Annotated in this window: 11 protein-coding genes; 5 read left to right on the forward strand and 6 right to left on the reverse strand. The window is 72.7% G+C overall.

The features are described from left to right. Position 1 precedes the first annotated feature (1 nt). Together ACIA5D_RS16130 and ACIA5D_RS16135 are read right to left on the reverse strand one after the other, a co-directional pair. Positions 2–640, reverse strand: coding sequence for a response regulator (locus ACIA5D_RS16130; protein ID WP_396030688.1), 639 nt, complete (start codon positions 638–640; stop codon positions 2–4). Beyond that, the gene (locus ACIA5D_RS16135; RefSeq protein ID WP_396030689.1) at positions 637–1821 is read right to left on the reverse strand and encodes a sensor histidine kinase; all 1185 of its coding nucleotides are present in this window, start codon (positions 1819–1821) and stop codon (positions 637–639) included. The genes ACIA5D_RS16130 and ACIA5D_RS16135 overlap by 4 nt, the downstream gene beginning before the upstream one ends. 145 nt (positions 1822–1966) lie before the next feature. Here ACIA5D_RS16135 and ACIA5D_RS16140 point away from each other — a divergent pair, with 145 nt between their 5' ends. From ACIA5D_RS16140 to ACIA5D_RS16155, 4 genes are all read left to right on the forward strand, one after another. Next, the gene (locus tag ACIA5D_RS16140; RefSeq protein WP_396030690.1) at positions 1967–2731 is read left to right on the forward strand and encodes an ABC transporter ATP-binding protein; all 765 of its coding nucleotides are present in this window, start codon (positions 1967–1969) and stop codon (positions 2729–2731) included. Continuing rightward, positions 2728–5259, forward strand: a complete 2532-nt coding sequence (locus ACIA5D_RS16145; protein ID WP_396030691.1) for an FtsX-like permease family protein — start codon at positions 2728–2730, stop codon at positions 5257–5259. The genes ACIA5D_RS16140 and ACIA5D_RS16145 overlap by 4 nt, the downstream gene beginning before the upstream one ends. A 62-nt stretch (positions 5260–5321) precedes the next feature. Continuing rightward, positions 5322–5936 (forward strand): GNAT family N-acetyltransferase, encoded by a 615-nt coding sequence (locus ACIA5D_RS16150; RefSeq protein WP_396030692.1) that lies wholly within the window; start codon positions 5322–5324, stop codon positions 5934–5936. 11 nt (positions 5937–5947) lie between these two features. After that, positions 5948–6370: a GNAT family N-acetyltransferase gene (locus ACIA5D_RS16155; protein WP_396030693.1), complete on the forward strand. Its 423-nt coding sequence runs from the start codon at positions 5948–5950 to the stop codon at positions 6368–6370. A gap of 5 nt (positions 6371–6375) precedes the next feature. On the opposite strand, the gene ACIA5D_RS16160 is transcribed toward ACIA5D_RS16155, so the two are convergent. Next, on the reverse strand, positions 6376–8121 hold the full coding sequence (locus ACIA5D_RS16160) for a GMC oxidoreductase (RefSeq protein WP_396030694.1): 1746 nt from the start codon (positions 8119–8121) through the stop codon (positions 6376–6378). A 156-nt stretch (positions 8122–8277) separates the two neighbouring features. On the opposite strand from ACIA5D_RS16160, the gene ACIA5D_RS16165 reads away from it, so the two are divergent. Then, entirely contained in the window at positions 8278–10524 is a 2247-nt protein-coding gene (locus tag ACIA5D_RS16165; RefSeq protein WP_396030695.1) for a peptidoglycan recognition protein, read from the forward strand. 3 nt (positions 10525–10527) lie between these two features. Here the strand turns inward: ACIA5D_RS16165 and ACIA5D_RS16170 are convergent, their stop codons facing one another. The 3 genes from ACIA5D_RS16170 to ACIA5D_RS16180 are packed head-to-tail and all read right to left on the reverse strand — an operon-like array spanning position 10528 to position 15649. Continuing rightward, on the reverse strand, positions 10528–12522 hold the full coding sequence (locus ACIA5D_RS16170; protein WP_396030696.1) for a response regulator: 1995 nt from the start codon (positions 12520–12522) through the stop codon (positions 10528–10530). Next, positions 12519–13571 carry a chemotaxis-specific protein-glutamate methyltransferase CheB gene (cheB, locus tag ACIA5D_RS16175; RefSeq protein ID WP_396030697.1) on the reverse strand — a complete coding sequence of 351 codons (1053 nt, stop codon included), beginning with the start codon at positions 13569–13571 and terminating at the stop codon, positions 12519–12521. Before cheB ends, ACIA5D_RS16170 begins: the two co-directional genes overlap by 4 nt. Then, positions 13571–15649 (reverse strand): response regulator, encoded by a 2079-nt coding sequence (locus ACIA5D_RS16180; protein ID WP_396030698.1) that lies wholly within the window; start codon positions 15647–15649, stop codon positions 13571–13573. Before ACIA5D_RS16180 ends, cheB begins: the two co-directional genes overlap by 1 nt.

The following is a 15649-nucleotide window of genomic DNA, read 5'->3' on the forward strand; positions in this document are numbered from 1 at the left end:
CTCAGCCGACGAGGCGGCGTTCCCAGGCCCAGGCGGCGATCTCGACCCGGCCCCGCGCGCCCAGCTTGGTCTGCACGCTCCCGAGGTGCGTCTTCACCGTCCCGATCGAGATGAACAGCTCGGCGGCGATCTCGGCGTTGGTCAGGCCCCGCGCGACCAGCTTCACCACGTCGAGCTCGCGGGGCGACAGCCCGCCGTCGTCGGTGACCGGCTTCGGCAGCGAGAGGTGCTCGAGCAGCCGCACCGTGATCTTCGGGCTGATCAGGGCGTCGCCCGAGACCGCGGCCCGCACGGCCTCGACCAGCAGCGCCGGGCCCGAGTCCTTGAGCAGGAAGCCGGCCGCGCCGTTGCGCAGCGCCTGGTGCACGTACTCGTCCAGGTCGAACGTGGTCACCACGACCACCTTCACCGGGTCGGCGACGCCGGGGCCGGCGAGCAGGCGCAGCGCCTCGAGGCCGTCCATCTTGGGCATGCGGATGTCGAGCAGGGCCACGTCCGGTTTGAGCTTGCGGGCGAGCGCCACGGCCTCGACGCCGTCGGCGGCCTCGCCGATCACCTCCATGTCGGGCTGCGCGCCGATGATCATTCCGAAGCCGGTGCGGACCATGGCCTGGTCGTCCGCGATCAGCACCTGTATCACTGGACCACCTTCACGTTCAGCGGGAACGCGACGTCGACCACCCAGCCGCCCTCGATGCCGGGCCCGGCCGTGAGGCGGCCGCCGACCGCGCGGACCCGTTCGGTCAGGCCCACGAGACCGTACCCCGAGCGCTCGCGGGGGCCGGCCGGACGTGCCGTGCCGTCGTTCGCGACCCGTACCAGCAGCCACTCGGGGGTGCGCCGCACCCACACGTCGGCCACCCGGGCGCCGGTCGCGTGCTGCCGGATGTTGGTGAGGGCCTCCATCACCACCCGGTACGCCGAGGTCGACACCTCCACCGGGATCCCGTCGATCGTGCCGTCCAGATGCAGCCGGCCGACCGGGCCGCCGGCCGCCGTGAACTGCTCGAGCAGCGGCCCGAGGTCGTGCACGCCGGCGACCGGGGCGAGCGGCGCGTCGGGCTTGGACTCGGGATCGCGCAGCACGCCGACCATCCGGCGCATCGACGCCATCGTCTCGGCGCCGGCCTGCTCGATCTGGTCGAGCGCCTTCAGCACGCGCTGCGGGTCCTGCTCGGCGATGAACTTCGCGCCCTGCGCCTGCACCACGATGCCGGTGACGTGGTGGGCGATGAAGTCGTGCAGGTCACGCGCGAACTCGGCGCGCTGCTCCGCCCGTACGGCGTCGACGGCACGCTGCCGGGAGCTCTCCACCAGGCGCAGGTAGACGCCCAGCCCGGTGGCCGCGGCCGCGGCCAGCGCCTGGATCAGGCCGAAGATCACGAACTCGGACGACTGGCCGCCGCGCAACGGCAGGAAGCTCACCGCCGCGCCCGCGCTGATCACCGCGCCGACCGCCCAGCCGGGATGGGCCCGGCGCGCCACCACGAACAGCACCCCGAGCAGCGCCAGCGACTCGGCCAGGCCCCAGCTGCCGTACTCGGGGTGGGAGACCGCCACGACGAAGGTGACCACGATGGACGTGAGGCTCAGCCAGATCGTCGCCTTGGCCAGCGACCTCGAGTTCTGCTGGTGGGCGGGCAGCCAGATCGCGGCCGCGCCGATCGCCAGCAGGATCCGGATCAGGCCCAGGACCTCCCAGCCGGACTGGGTCAGCAGGCGGCCCTGCGCCACGTCGAACAGGCCGAGGAAGGCGAGCACGATGAGGGCGCCCGCCTGGCCGAGGCGCAGCAGGATGATCCGGTTCGGGTTGGTCTGCATTGTGACCCAGCGTAATGGCAGGTCAGGCGCTCCCCATCGGCCGAAAGACAGATCCCCGAACCTGGGAGATCCCTGACCGGCGGCCGATGTGCCACCGGACCGGCTGCCCCCAGACTTCGTCCCGTCTTTCAAATAAGGAGCGAAGATGCAGACCCAGTACCCACCGGCCGAGCAGGACGCCCTCGCCGCGGTCGCAGCCGTCGACCTGGTGAAGGTCTACGGCAGCGGCGACACGGCTGTACGCGCGCTGGACGGGGTGACCGTCGGCTTCACCCGCGCCCAGTTCACCGCGATCATGGGCGCGTCCGGCTCCGGCAAGTCGACGCTGATGCACTGCCTTGCCGGCCTCGACACGGCAACCTCGGGCCAGGCCCTGCTCGGCGGCACCGACCTGACCCGGCAGAGCGACCGGGTGCTCACCAAGGTGCGCCGCGAGCGGATCGGCTTCATCTTCCAGTCGTTCAACCTGCTGCCGCAACTCACCGCCGAGCAGAACATCCTGCTCCCGCTCGAGCTCGCCGGCCGCAAGCCCGACCGGCACCTGTTCGGGCACCTCACCGAGTCGCTCGGCATCACCGGCCGGCTCAGCCACCGGCCCAGCGAGCTCTCCGGCGGCCAGCAGCAGCGCGTCGCCGTCGCCCGCGCGCTCGTCTCCCGCCCCGAGGTGGTCTTCGCCGACGAGCCCACCGGCAACCTCGACTCCCGCTCGGGCGCCGAGGTGCTGTTGTTCCTGCGCAACTCGGTGCGCGAGCTCGGCCAGACCGTCGTGATGGTCACCCACGACCCGGGCGCCGCCGCGTACGCCGACCGGGTCGTGCTGCTCGCCGACGGCAAGGTCGCCGGCGAGATCGACCACCCCGACCACGCTTCGGTCACCGCGGCCCTGCAGTCCCTGGCGGCGCAGCGGTGAGCGCGGTTCTTCGCACCCAGCTGCGCGGGGTCGCCCGCCGGCCCGCCCGGCTGCTGCTGACCGGCCTCGCCGTGCTGGTCGCGTCGTTCGTCGTCTACGCCACCGTGCTCGCCCAGCAGATCACCGAGCGCAGCGTGCTCGACGGGCTCAGCGGCACGCCCGAGGCGGTCGGCCTGGTGGTCCGCCAGGGCACGGTCACCACCGGGGAGCTCGCCGCGATCGGCAAGATCCCGGGAGTGGCCGAGACGGCCGGACGTGTCGACACCGGCGGCCAGGTCGGCAACGAGTACCTCCAGATCTCCGCCGACTCGTCGGCCGGTCCCCTCGCGATCACCCAGCTGACCTCCGGGCGGCTGCCGAAGGGGCCGGACGAGATCGTGGTCACGCCGCGCACGGTCGAGCGGCTCGGGCTCAAGGTGGGCTCGACCGCGAAAGTCTCCCTGCGCTACGACGAGGACGGAAAACCCCTGGCGCCGTCGACGCTCACGGTGGTCGGCGTGGTCACCGGCCGCGATGACTACGGTTTTCAGGCGTACGCGTCATTGCCCGCCGTTTCGGCGATGAGCGGCTCGAACCTGCTCAACCAGATCGACGTGCGGCTGGCCGCGGGCGCCGACGCCGGCGGCGTACGCAAGCAGATCGAAACAATCGTCGCGAGCGGAACCACGACGGTGAAGGACGGTGAGCGACCGCAGGTCGCGGCCGGAAGCGACGTGCGACTCGAGGAGGCGCGGCAGAAGGTCAACGACGTGGACAGCGTCTTCGAGGTGATCGCGCTGTTCGTGGCCATCGCGGTCGTCGCGGCCGGGCTGGTCGCGGCCTCGACCTTCCGGATCGTCTTCGCCCAGCGGATGCGGCAGCTGGCGCTGCTGCGCGCGGTCGGCGCGGGCCGGGGCGGCATCACCTGGTCGCTCGCCTTCGAGGGCTTGCTGACCGGGCTGGCCACCGGCCTGACCGGCGTGCTGCTCGCGCTCGGCGCCGGCCACCTCCTGCCGCGGATCGCCGCCGCGTTCGGGCCGGACATCGCCTCGCCCGGCCTGCCGATCATGCCGGCCCTGCTGACCGTGCTGCTCGCGGTCGTCGTGACGGTCATCGCCGTGGTGGCGCCGGCCTTCACCGCCGGCAAGGTGTCGCCGCTGGAGGCGCTGCGCGGCGCCGGGGTCACCGGCAGCCGTCGCGACATCGGCAAGCTGCGCTGGGTCGCCGGCGTGCTGCTGGTGATCGGGGCCGGTCTGCTGGCCGCCTTCGTGGTCCGGAACCTGCCGGGCCGCGACCCCAAGAACTACGACCCGAGCGTCAACCTGCTCGCGATCGTGGCCTCCGGCGGTCTCGCCTACCTGGCGCTGATCGCGCTCGGCCCGGTGCTGGTGCGCCCGGTGCTGTTCATCCTGGGCGCGCCGATCCGGCGTTCGGGCCCGGTCGGGCGGCTCGCGGCCGGGGGAGTGGGCGGGGCGCCCCGCCGGGCGGCCGCGGTCTCGGTCGTCGTGGCGCTCGGGGTCACGCTGATCGCCGGCACGCTGGTGGGCGGGGCGTCGATTCGCATACTCGCCGAGCGGGAGAGCAACTCGTCGTCGCCGGCCGACTTCGAGATGACCACCAACGACACGCTGATCGGCGCGGACACGGTGCGTCAGCTGCAGGGACGGCGCGAACTGTCGCATGTGGCGCCCTACCGGCGGCTCTCGGTGAAGGTCGCCGGCAACGAGAGCGACCTGGACGCGGTGGACGTGTCCTTCTCGGCCGTGCCCCGGCTGGGCAAGCTCGACGTGGTGGCCGGCAAGCTCTCTTCCCTGGGGCCCGGTCGCGTGGTCATCTCCGGGTTCATGTCCGATATGACCGGTCTTTCGGTCGGGGATTCGCTGACGGTCTCGCAGGGGAAGCGCACAGTGCCGCTGACCGTCGCCGCCAAGCTGCCCGACTCGGCGCCGCTCGGCGCGGCCATGGTCCTCGAACCCGGCGATCTCACCAAGCTCGGCGCCCCCGCCTCGTACAGCGGCCTGCTCGCCGACGCCGCGGTCACGGGGGAGAAGGGCCGCACCGACGGCCGGAAGGCCCTCAGCGACGCCATCGGCGGCCGGCCGTGGGCCATCGCGGTCCTCGCCGACCAGCGCGACGAGATCAACAAGGAGCTGACCGTGCTGCTCGCGATCGCCCTCGGCCTCATCGGACTGACGGTGCTCATCGCGGTCGTCGGCGTCGGCACCACCACGGCCCTGTCGGTCGTCGAGCGGGTCCGCGAGTCGGGCCTGCTGCGGGCAGTCGGCCTCTCCCAGGGTGCGCTGCGCACCATGCTCACCACGGAATCCGCCCTCTACGGGGTCATCGGCGCCGGCCTCGGCCTGGTGCTCGGCGTCCCGTACGCGTGGCTGGCCGTCCAGGCACTGGGCGTCAACGCGCCGCTCACCCTGCCCATCGCTCAGCTGGCGCTGGTCTTCGCGATCCTCGTGCTGCTCACCGCGGCCGCCGGCGTCCTGCCCGCGCGGCGCGCGGCCAAGGTCAGCCCCGTGGTCGCCCTGGGCGCGGAGTAAAAGCCCCGATCGCCGGCCGCCTTCTTGCCCCTGGCGGCCGGCGATCGGCTATACAGCCTTCTATGTGGCCACTCTTCGATCTGCGGATCCGCCATCGCGACGTGCTCCTGCGAGCCGTACGCGAGGCGGATCTGCCGTATCTGTGCGCGGTTCTGCCACCCGACGTGGGGCACGACCCGCGGCTGGCACTGTTTCCTTCGCAATCGCCCATCGAGAACGAGCGGCGGCTGCTCCGCATGGGGTACTGGAAAGCGTGGGGCACCTGGGACCCCATGTCGTGGGAACTGCACCTCGCGGTTCTCTTCGAGGACACATTGATCGGGGTGCAAACCCTCGAAGGCGAGAACTTCCCAGCCTTGCGCACGGTCGACTCGGCGTCGTGGCTGGTGCCTTCCGCCCGCGGACGAGGGCTCGGCGTGCAAATGCGTACGGCGGCCTTGGCCTTCGCTTTCGACACGCTCGGCGCGACGGCGGCGATAAGCTCGGCCACCTTCGCGAACGCCGCGTCCTTGGGCGTCTCCCGCCGGGTGGGCTATGTCGACAACGGCATCAGCCGCATCGTCGACACCGGCGGCGACGTCGTCGAGTTGCAGCATCTCCGCCTGACGGCCTGGCCCGGCGCCGACGTCACGGTCACCGGCTTCGAAGGGTGCGAGCCATGGTTCGGAACGGAGTGACCCTGAGGGCGGTGGACACAGCCGACCTCGACGTCTTCTACGCCCAGGCCAACGACCGCTCGGCCATCGCCCGCGCCAATGTTCCGCCGCGCTCGAAGCCCGAGTTCTACGCCCATTGGCGCAACCGCATCCTCGGCGACGCCACGGTCCTGGCCCGCACGATCTGCGCCGGCGACGCCGTGGCCGGCTACGTCGTGTCGTGGTGGCAGGACGACCACCGGACCGTCGGCTATTGGCTGGGCAGCGATTTCTGGGGACGAGGGGTGGGAACGGCGGCCCTGCGGCAATTCCTGTCGCTGGAGGTGACGCGGCCGCTGTACGCGGACACGGACGTCGGGAACACCGCTTCGCGGCGCCTGCTCGAGCGATGCGGTTTCAGGGTGGTCGAGACCCGCCACGCCGACGTCGACTACGTCATCCTCGTTCTGGACTGACTCGGTCACGTTCCCGTGAGGTGGCGGGCCAGGCGGAGGCTCAGCGCCGCCAGGGTCAGCGTCGGGTTGGCCGCCGGGGAGGTCGGGAAGACCGAGTTGTCGCAGGCGTACAGGTTGTCGTAGGCGACGAAACGCAGGTCGGCGTCGACCACGCCGAGCGTGCCGGCAGCCATCCGCAGGGTGCCCACCTCGTGGGCCACGCCGCCCAGCCGCGCGGTGGTCAGGTCGAGGTTCTCGCCGGCGATCGGCTGGGCGCCGAAGCCGTCCAGGACGTGCTTTCCGAGGCCGCGCACCTCGTCCCGCAGGGCGTCGCCGATCGGATAGGGCTGGACGTCGACCCGCACCGGGAGGTGCGGCGGACCGGTCAGCTCGACCCGGTTGCCGGCCACGAGCGGGGCGTGGAACAGGAAGACGATCTCGCCGAGGGTGGCGTCGCCCTTCTCCTCGCGGTGCCGGCGCAGGTTGTCGGGGTCGATGTAGCGACCCTGGTTGAAGTCGGCGCCCAATTCGAGCACAACGTTGTACGGATGGTCGGCGACCGTGGTGTCCCGGTGCCGCGACCACACCTTCGCCGACGACCGGGCCGGCGCCCACGGTGATCCGGCCGGGATCGAGAAATGCGTGTAGAGGATCGGATGGTCGGTGATGCCCCGGCCGATGAGGCCGCCGGGGTCGTCGAGGCCGGACTGCAATGCGATCTTGGCTGATTCGATGGTGCCGGCGCAGAGCACGACCTGGCGGGCCCGGTACGTGCGCGGCTGCCGGGCGAGCAGGTCGTAGCACTCGACGCCGGTGGCCCGCGAGCCCTCGACGAGCACCCGCTGGACGGCGTGGTTGAGGTTGACGGTGGGCGCCCCGAGCAGGCGGTCCTCGGTGAGCAGGTCGGCGGTGGAGAACATGCCGCCCGGGATCGACAGCGGCGTGTAGCCCTCGTACTGCACCGCCACCGGCGCGTCGAGGTGGTCGTAGTCGGGCAGCAGCGTGGCCAGCCGCTGCTTGACGTCCTGCTGGAACGTCGAGCCGAGGGGGCCGTTGCGGTTGAGGGCGTCCTCGGCGAGCCGGTACCCGGTGCTCAGCAGGTACTCGCGGACCGGCTGGGGCCAGCCGGCCAGTTCCCACGCGCCCATCCGCGGGATCAGCCCGCCCCAGAACACCGTGCGTCCACCGAGGTTGAACGCCTGGGCGCCGGCGAAGAGCGAGCCGGGCGCGTTCACGTAGTTCGCGAAGCTGAAGTCCGGGTAGAGGCCCCAGACGTGTTTGTCGAACTTACCGATCCGCAGCCGGCGGGGCAGGTTGGCGACGTGGGTCGGGAACAGGTACGACCCGGCCTCCAGCACCAGCACGTCGGCGCCGGCGTCGCTGAGCTGGTCGGCGAGCAGCCCGCCGCCCATGCCCGAGCCGACCACGATGACGTCGTACGTGTGCCGCTCGTCGAGCGCGGGCCGGAAGAACAGCTGCTGCACGCGCCCGTTCTCGGTGACCACGGCCGGCATGGGGTCGAAGCGGACGTCCCGGTCGTCGTAGTCGAACGGTCCGCCGTCGGCCGGGCGGACGACCAGATTGGGCCCGTCCATCCAGGTGCCGTCCAGCACGAACTTGAACTCGAACCGGTCGGTGTCGTCGGCCACGGCGAACTGCCACGCCCCGCCGGTGTACGAGCCCGGCCGGTCCTGCCAGCCGTCGGCGGCGGCGCGCAGCACCACGGACTCGTCCGGCGGATGCAGCTCGGTGAAGAAGCGCACTTCGAACATGCCGTCCAGTGCACTCCTGAAAGCCTCGCCGCGCTGTCCTAGATCCGTTAGCGAGGGGGCGGGACGGCTCGAAGATCGACTTGCCGCTATTCTTCCGCGCGGCTGCGGAGGGGGACCGGCGTGAATCGGCGTTTGGCTGTGGGTATCGGTGCGAGCGTGGCGGTGCTTGCCGCGGGCGGCGCGACGGTGGTGATCGCCTGGCCGTCGGCGACGCCGGAGGCGGCATCGGGAGTGACCGTGCTGGCGCCCGACCCGAACCCGCCGGCGCCCGAGATCGAGGCGCAGGTCGACACGCTCGACATCGCGCCCGCCGACGACAAGGCCGAGTCGGTCGACGTCCCGCAGCGCTCGACCGAGCGGTTCAGCCTCCTCGGGATCAGCTGGACCGACCCGAAGGCCGCGCCGCGCGGGGCCGTCGAGGTACGCACCCACAGCGTCGCCACCGGAAAATGGACCGCCTGGCAGACCCTCGAGACCGGTGAGGGCGGCGCCGACGGCTCCGAGGGCGGGCGCGGCGCCACCGAGCCGATGTGGGTCGGCCCCTCGGACGGTGTGGCGGCCCGGATCGCCGGCGGGAAGCTCCCCCGGGGGCTGCGCCTCGACCTCGTCGACCCGGGTGAGAAGGGTGGCCGCGGCGGCGGCGAGCCCGACCCGGGCGTGTCGGAGACGCCTTCGGACGAGCCGACCGCGACGCCGACGCCCAGCCCGGAAGCCACCAGCCCGGAAGCCACCAGCCCGGAAGCCACCAGCCCGGAGACGACGGCGCCGACGACCGACGCCACCGCGACCGGGACCGCCGCCACGACGGCGCCGACGACCGCCACGACCACGACGACGCTGCCAACGACCGCGTCGGCCACGAAGCCCACAACGGCGCTGCCGACGCCCACCTCGACCGCGGCGCTGGCCACCCCGCTACCGAACTACGTCAGCCGCGCCCAATGGTCGGCCGACGAGCGTCTCGTCACCGATCCGATCAGCGTCGCCTCCGAGGTGCGCGTGCTCTTCGTGCACCACACCGCCGAGACCAACGATTACTCGTGCGCGGACTCGCCGAAGATCGTGCGGGCGATCCAGAGCTACCACGTGAAGAGCAACGGCTGGTCCGACATCGGCTACAACTTCCTGGTCGACAAGTGCGGCACGCTCTTCGAGGGCCGCAAGGGCGGGGTCACCAACGCGGTCATCGGCGCGCACACCTACGGCTTCAACACCAACTCGGCCGGCATCGCGGTGCTCGGCAACTACAGCACCGCGGCGTCGCCGCCGGCCGCCGAGCTGACGATCGCGCAGGTCGCCGCGGCCCGGCTGGGCGCCTACGGCCACAACCCGAACACGACCGCGCAGCTCACCGAGGGCGCGCCGGACGGCAAGTTCAAGCAGGGCCAGGTCGTCACGTTCCAGCGGGTCTCGGGGCACCGCGACGGCGTCAGCACCGAATGCCCGGGCAACAACCTCTACGCCCGCCTCCCGTCGATCCGCGCGCTCGCGCTCAACGTGGTCTCCGGCCTGACGGCCAGGACCTTCGGCGGCGGCTCCGCCGTGAGCGGCGTCTATTACACGCGTACGGCGGTGACCGCCAACTGGCAGGTCGGAACGCCCTCGGAATACCTGGCGCGGTTCGAGGTGCTCGTCGACGGCAAGGTGGCCAAGACCGCGCCGGCGAGCGCCCGCAGCGCCGCGATCACGCTGACGGCCGGGACTCATACGATCGCGATCCGCGCCGTACACATCTCGGGCGCGACGGCGACGACCAGCGCGACCAAGGTGGTCGCCGATGCCACCGCGCCCACCTTGGTCGCTCCCGCCGTCGCGTTGCGCGGCGGCGCCTACAGCACCACCTACGCGCCGGTGATCGTCGCCTACCGCGCCGCCGACAACGTGAAAGTTTCGTCGCTCGCTTTCACCGCTCCCACCAAAGCCGGCGTCTCGCCGACCTCGACGTCGTGGAACACGGGCATGCGGCCCGGCGCGGCCACCACCTTTACAGTGACCGCGAAGGATTACTCGGGCAACGCGCGCACGGCCACGGTCCAGCGCAAGACCGTGCTGACCGCCGAGACCTCCGCCAAGCGCACCGGGACGTGGAGCACGCGCACGGGCTCGGCCTATCTGAGCGGCAAGGCGCTGGCGGCGACAAAGGCGAACACCAAGCTTTCGTACGCCTTCAGCGGGCGGTCCGTCGCCTTGCTCTTCTCGCGGGGCGCCAAGACCGGAAAGGCCCACATCTATCTGGACGGCAGGAAGCTGGCCACGATCGACACCAAGCAGTCGGCCACGGCCTACCGGCAGGCCCTCTGGACGCGCACGCTGACCCCGGGCAAGCACACCGTCATGGTCGTGGTGGCCGGCACCAGCGGACGCCCGACAGTGGTCTCGGACGGCCTCGCCTACATCCCCTGAGATTCAGCCGCGCCGCCGCGCCTGCCCGCGCCTGTCCGCGGGCGGCGTGGCGTCGGCCGCCGGCGGCAGCGTGAACCAGAAAGTCGCCCCGCTGCCGTTCTCACCGTCGGCCCAGATCTCCCCGCCGTGCCGCTCGACCGCCCGGTGCACGGTGGTCAGCCCGATCCCGGTGCCCGGGAACTCATCGGCGCTGTGCAGCCGCGCGAACGGGCGGAACAGCTCGCCCGCCTTCCCGGCGGGGAACCCGGCCCCGTTGTCGCGTACGAAGAACCGCTCGCCCGACGCCCCGATCTCGACGGCCGGCGTCGCGACCTTGCCGGTGAACTTGACCGCGTTGTTGACCAGGTTCTCCAGGATCACCCGGACCAGGCCTTCGTCGGCGTCCGCGGTCATGCCGTCCTGCACGTGGAACGCCACCCGGCGGGAGGGGTCGCGCGCCTCGACCTCGCCGACCACCTGCCACGCCGTCGCGGTCAGGTCGAACGACTCGCGGCGCAGCTGCCCGCGACTGGCCCGGGCCAGGATCAGCAGCGACTCCACCAGGTCGGCCATCCGCCCGGCCGCGGCCTGGATCCGGCCGAGCCGGCGGCGCGCCTCGGGGCTGAGCGGGTCGTCCTCGTCGTCGAGCATGTGCTCGGCGAAGCTGCTGATCACCTGCAGCGGCCCGCGCAGGTCGTGCGAGACCGAGCCGGAGAACGCCTCCAGCTCTCGGTTGCGCCACTCCAGCTCCTCGACCAGCGCCGCCCGGGTCTCGGCCAGCTGCCGCGCCGCGCGCTCCTCGGCCGCGTCCAACTCGCGGCGCATCAGCTCCTCGCGAATGCGCCGGCTCTCGTCGTGCGATTGCTTGCGCCTGATCTGCGTACGGACGTGCGCCCGCAACGCCTCCGCGCCCGAACCCGAGCGCACGTAGTCGTCGGCGCCCGCCGCGAGGCAGGCGAGCATGTCGTCGTCGTTCTCGCCGGTCATCACCACCGGCGTCTCGCCAATCACCGGCACGTCCTTGATCCGGCGGCAGGCGTCGCGGCCCAGATCGCCGTCGAGGCCGAGCCCGAGCACGATGCAGTCGACCGGCTGGGCGGCGAGCAGGTCCAGGGCATCCTCGATGCGCGGCGCCGCCACCACGTCGTAGCCCTCGGCGCGCAGCGAGTCGGCGAGCTCGGTCAGCCCGTCGCGGTCCGGGGTCAGCGCGAGCACCTTGCTGGGCCCGTGCAGGCTGCCGGTCATCTCGATCGGCAGCTGGTCGGCGCTCTGCCGCAGCACCGCGTTGAGCTTGGCCGGCACGATCGCCAGGTTCTGCTGCTTGCGGACGAACGCGTCGGCGCCCGCGTCGAGCATCTGCAGCTCGGTGGCGTAGTCGTCGGCGGCGGTCATCAGGATGCACGGGATGTCACGCAGCGCCGGGTCGAGGCGCACCCGCCGGATCACCGTGGCGCCGTCGATGCCGGGCATCACCCCGTCCACGATGATCGCCTGCGGGCGGCGGTCGGCGGCGATCCGCAGCCCCTCCTCGCCCGAGGGCGCGGTCACCACCGCGTAGCCCTCCGGCTCGAGCAGGTCGCGGATCTGCTCGCGGAACGTCATGCTGTCGTCGATCACCAGCACCGTGATCCGGTCCTCGGCCACGGTGGGCGCCTCGCCGAGGAGCTGCCGTACCCGGGCCACCACGTACGCGGCGTCGTACGGCTTGCCCACGTATTCGTCGGCGCCGGTGCGCAGCCCGGCCAGCCGCGACGCCACCTCGTCCTCGGTGGACAGCAGCACGGTGACCACGCCCGACCGGCCCGGCGTGCGGCGCAGCTCGGTGAGCAGTTCCAGCCCGTCCGCGTCGGGCAGCAGCACGTCCAGCACCGCCGCGTCGAAGCCGTCGGCGGCGAACGCGGCCCGCGCCTGCTCGCCGCTGGCGCACAGCAGCGTCGCGTAGCCGTTCGCCGTGAACGCGTCGTGCAGGTCCATCCGCACGGTCAGGCTGTCGTCGACGATCAGCACCCGGTGGCTCATCGGCGGCCTCCGACGGGCTGCAGCTCGACGAGCCGGGCTGCCATCCGGGCCGGGGACAGCACCGACGCGGCCGCGCCCAGCATGGCGGCCTCGCGAGGCATGCCGTACACGACGCAGCTCGCCTCGTCCTGCGCGAACGTCATCGCGCCGCGCGCGCGCATCGCCAGCAGGCCCTCGGCGCCGTCCCGGCCCATGCCGGTGAGCAGGCAGCCGGCCGCCGCCGGCCCGAGCTCGACGGCCACCGACTCGAACAGCACGTCCACCGAGGGGCGGCAGGAGTGCCGGGGCGGCATGTCGCTCAGCCGCAGCAGTCCGTCGCGGACGAGCAGGTGACGGTCGGGCGGGGCGAGCACGACCCGGCCGGCGACGGCCTCGATCGGCGTCCAGTCCCGGGCGTAGCTGACGTCGCGCCCGGTCTGCCCGCCCAGCCAGTCGGAGAACGCCACCGCGAACGGCTCGCTCGCCGCGATGTGCTGCACGCACAGCACCGGCGGGCGGAAGCCGAGCGGCAGCGTGCGCAGCAGCTCGCTGAGCGCGCGCGGCCCGCCGGTGGAGGCGCCGACCGTCACGAGGCGCAGGGAGTCGGCGGACGGGGGGCCGGCGGGGGGCTCCGGCGTGGCGAGCCGCCCGTCGAGACGGGCGCGCGGGTGGGTGATCACCCGGATGCGGGACACCAGGCGTACGGCCGAGCAGAGCCGCCGCCCCCAGTCGGCGTCGCTCGTGTCCCCGCGGGGCTTCTCCAGGACGTCGACCGCTCCCGCAGCCAGCGCGTTGTAGGTGCTGAACAGCTCCTGCCGGTCGGCCGAGGAGACCACCAGGATCGGCGTCGGGTGCTCGGCCATGATGTGCTCGGTGGCGACCAGCCCGCTCATGGTCGGCAGCATCATGTCCATGGTCACCACGTCCGGCCGCAACCGGCCGACCATCTCGACCGCCTGACCGCCGTCGGTCGCCTCACCGACGATGTGCAGGTCGGGGTCGGCGGCCAGGGACTCGCGCAGGTGACCGCGCATCGTCGCGGAGTCCTCGACCAGCAGGACGCGGATCATCAAAGGATCAGCCTCCGGATGTGCGCGAGCAGTTCCTCCTGGTTGAACTCTCCCTTCACGACGTACGCGGCCGCTCCGGCCTCCTCGCCGCGCCGCCGGTCCTCGGTGGAGGCCCGGGAGCTGACCAGGATGGCGGGCACCGCGGCGAGCGCGGGGTCGGCCCGGGTGCGCTCGACGAACTCGAAGCCGTTCAGCCCGGGCATGTCGATGTCGGTCAGGAACAGCCCGTAGTCGCGGGCGTGCGCCATCTCGAGGCCCTCCTCGGCGGAGGCGGCCAGGTCGACCTCGTACCCGGCCGACTCGAGGATGCTGCGCTCGAGCATCCGGGTGGTGAGCGAGTCGTCGACCACCAGGATCGGCAGCCGCGACTCGAACTCCTCCGGCGGCAGCCCGCCGCCGTCCGGGTCGCGGCCGGCCGCCGCGACCAGGCCGTGCGCGTCCAGCACGAGCCGCGGGTTGCCGTCCATGTCGATGCAGACGCTGCCGATCACCGGCGTGGCCGGGGCGAGCTCGGGCAGCGGCCGGGCGACCAGCGTGGTGGTGCCGGACAGCCGGTCCACGCCGATCGCGACGGTCCGGTCGTCGGCGGAGAGCACCACGGCGACCGCGCCGGTCACCTGGCTCGCGCAGACCGGGTAGTCGCCGGCGTACGTGAGCGTGCGGGTCAGCGGCAGGAACGGCACGACCTGGCCCTCGTGTGCGATCCGGCCGCTGGCGACGGCGGTCGCCGCCTCGTCGCGGGGCAGCCGCACGCAGCGTCGTACGGCGTCCATCGGCATCGTCGCGATCGTGCCGCCGGCCTCGACGAGGAGCCCGTTCATGCTCAGCAGGGTCAGCGGCACCACGATCTCGACGGTCGCGCCCCGGCCCGGCCGGTTGACGACCGACACCGTCCCGTTCAGCTGGGCGGCCACGTCCCGGGCCACGTCCATGCCGATGCCCCGGCCGGCCACCTCGGTCACCGTGCCCGACGTGCTGATCCCGCCGTGCAGCACCAGCTCCACCAGCTCCTGCGGCCCGGGCTCGGCGCCGGGCGCGAGCAGGCCGCGGGCCTCGGCGGCCCGGCGGAGCGCGGTCAGGTCGAAACCGCCGCCGTCATCCGTACATCGGAAATGCGCCCACCGGCCGCGACGCTCCACCTCGACGGTGACCGTCCCCTCGGCCGGTTTTCCGGCCGCCCGCCGCCGCGGCCCGGGCTCGATGCCATGCACCACCGCGTTGCGGACCACGTGCAGGAACGCGCCGTTGACCTGAGTGAGCAGGTGGGGGCCCATCCGGGTCTCGCCGCCGTGCGCGGCGAAGCGCACCCGCTTGCCCTCGGCCTCGGCGGCGTCGTGCACCGCACGGTGCAAGGCGGTGAAGATGGTGCCGGCCGCGACCAGGCGCAGGCCCTCGGCGCGGCCGCGCACCTCGTCGAGCTCGCGTTCCACCTGGTCGACCGCGTCGGTCCAGCGGCGGCCCAGCGCGCCCAGCTCGGAGGCGAGGCGCTGGGCGGTGGCGCGGGCGTCGGCGGGGTCGCGGCCGGAGCGCAGCCGCTCGCCGAGCGCCTCGACGCCGTGATGCAGTCGCGCCAGGGTGTCCCGGCCTTCGCGCAGCGGGGCGATGCGGGCGTTGGCCTCGCCGATCGCGCCGAGCAGCTCGTCCAGGTCGGCGGTGACCGCCCGCGGGGCCGGCTCGTCGTCCTCGTGCCGCTCGGCCGGCCCCTCCGCGGCCGGCTCGACCGCCGCCTCGGCCTGCGCGGGGATGTGAGCCTGAGCAGGCGGCTGCTCGAGCGCGGCGACGAACCGGGTGATCTCGTCGTTGAGCCGCAGGAGCTCGCGCACCTCGTCCGCGGCGATCGGGATCGCGTCGTCGCGGTGGGGTACCAGAAGCTCCTCGAACTCATGTGCCCGGTCGGCGATCTCGATCTGCTTCACCACCCGCGCCGCGCCCTTGAGCGTGTGCGCGAACCGCAGCAGCCGCGCCACCAGGTCCGGCCCGGGCTGCTGGTCCAGGTCGAGGACGGCCGCGCTGATCTGGTCGACCAGCTCACGCGCCTCGATCCGGAAATAGCGCAGCGGATCCGGGGCCTCGGCCAT

The organism is Actinoplanes sp. NPDC051513, assembly GCF_044454685.1.
Taxonomy (GTDB): domain Bacteria; phylum Actinomycetota; class Actinomycetes; order Mycobacteriales; family Micromonosporaceae; genus Actinoplanes.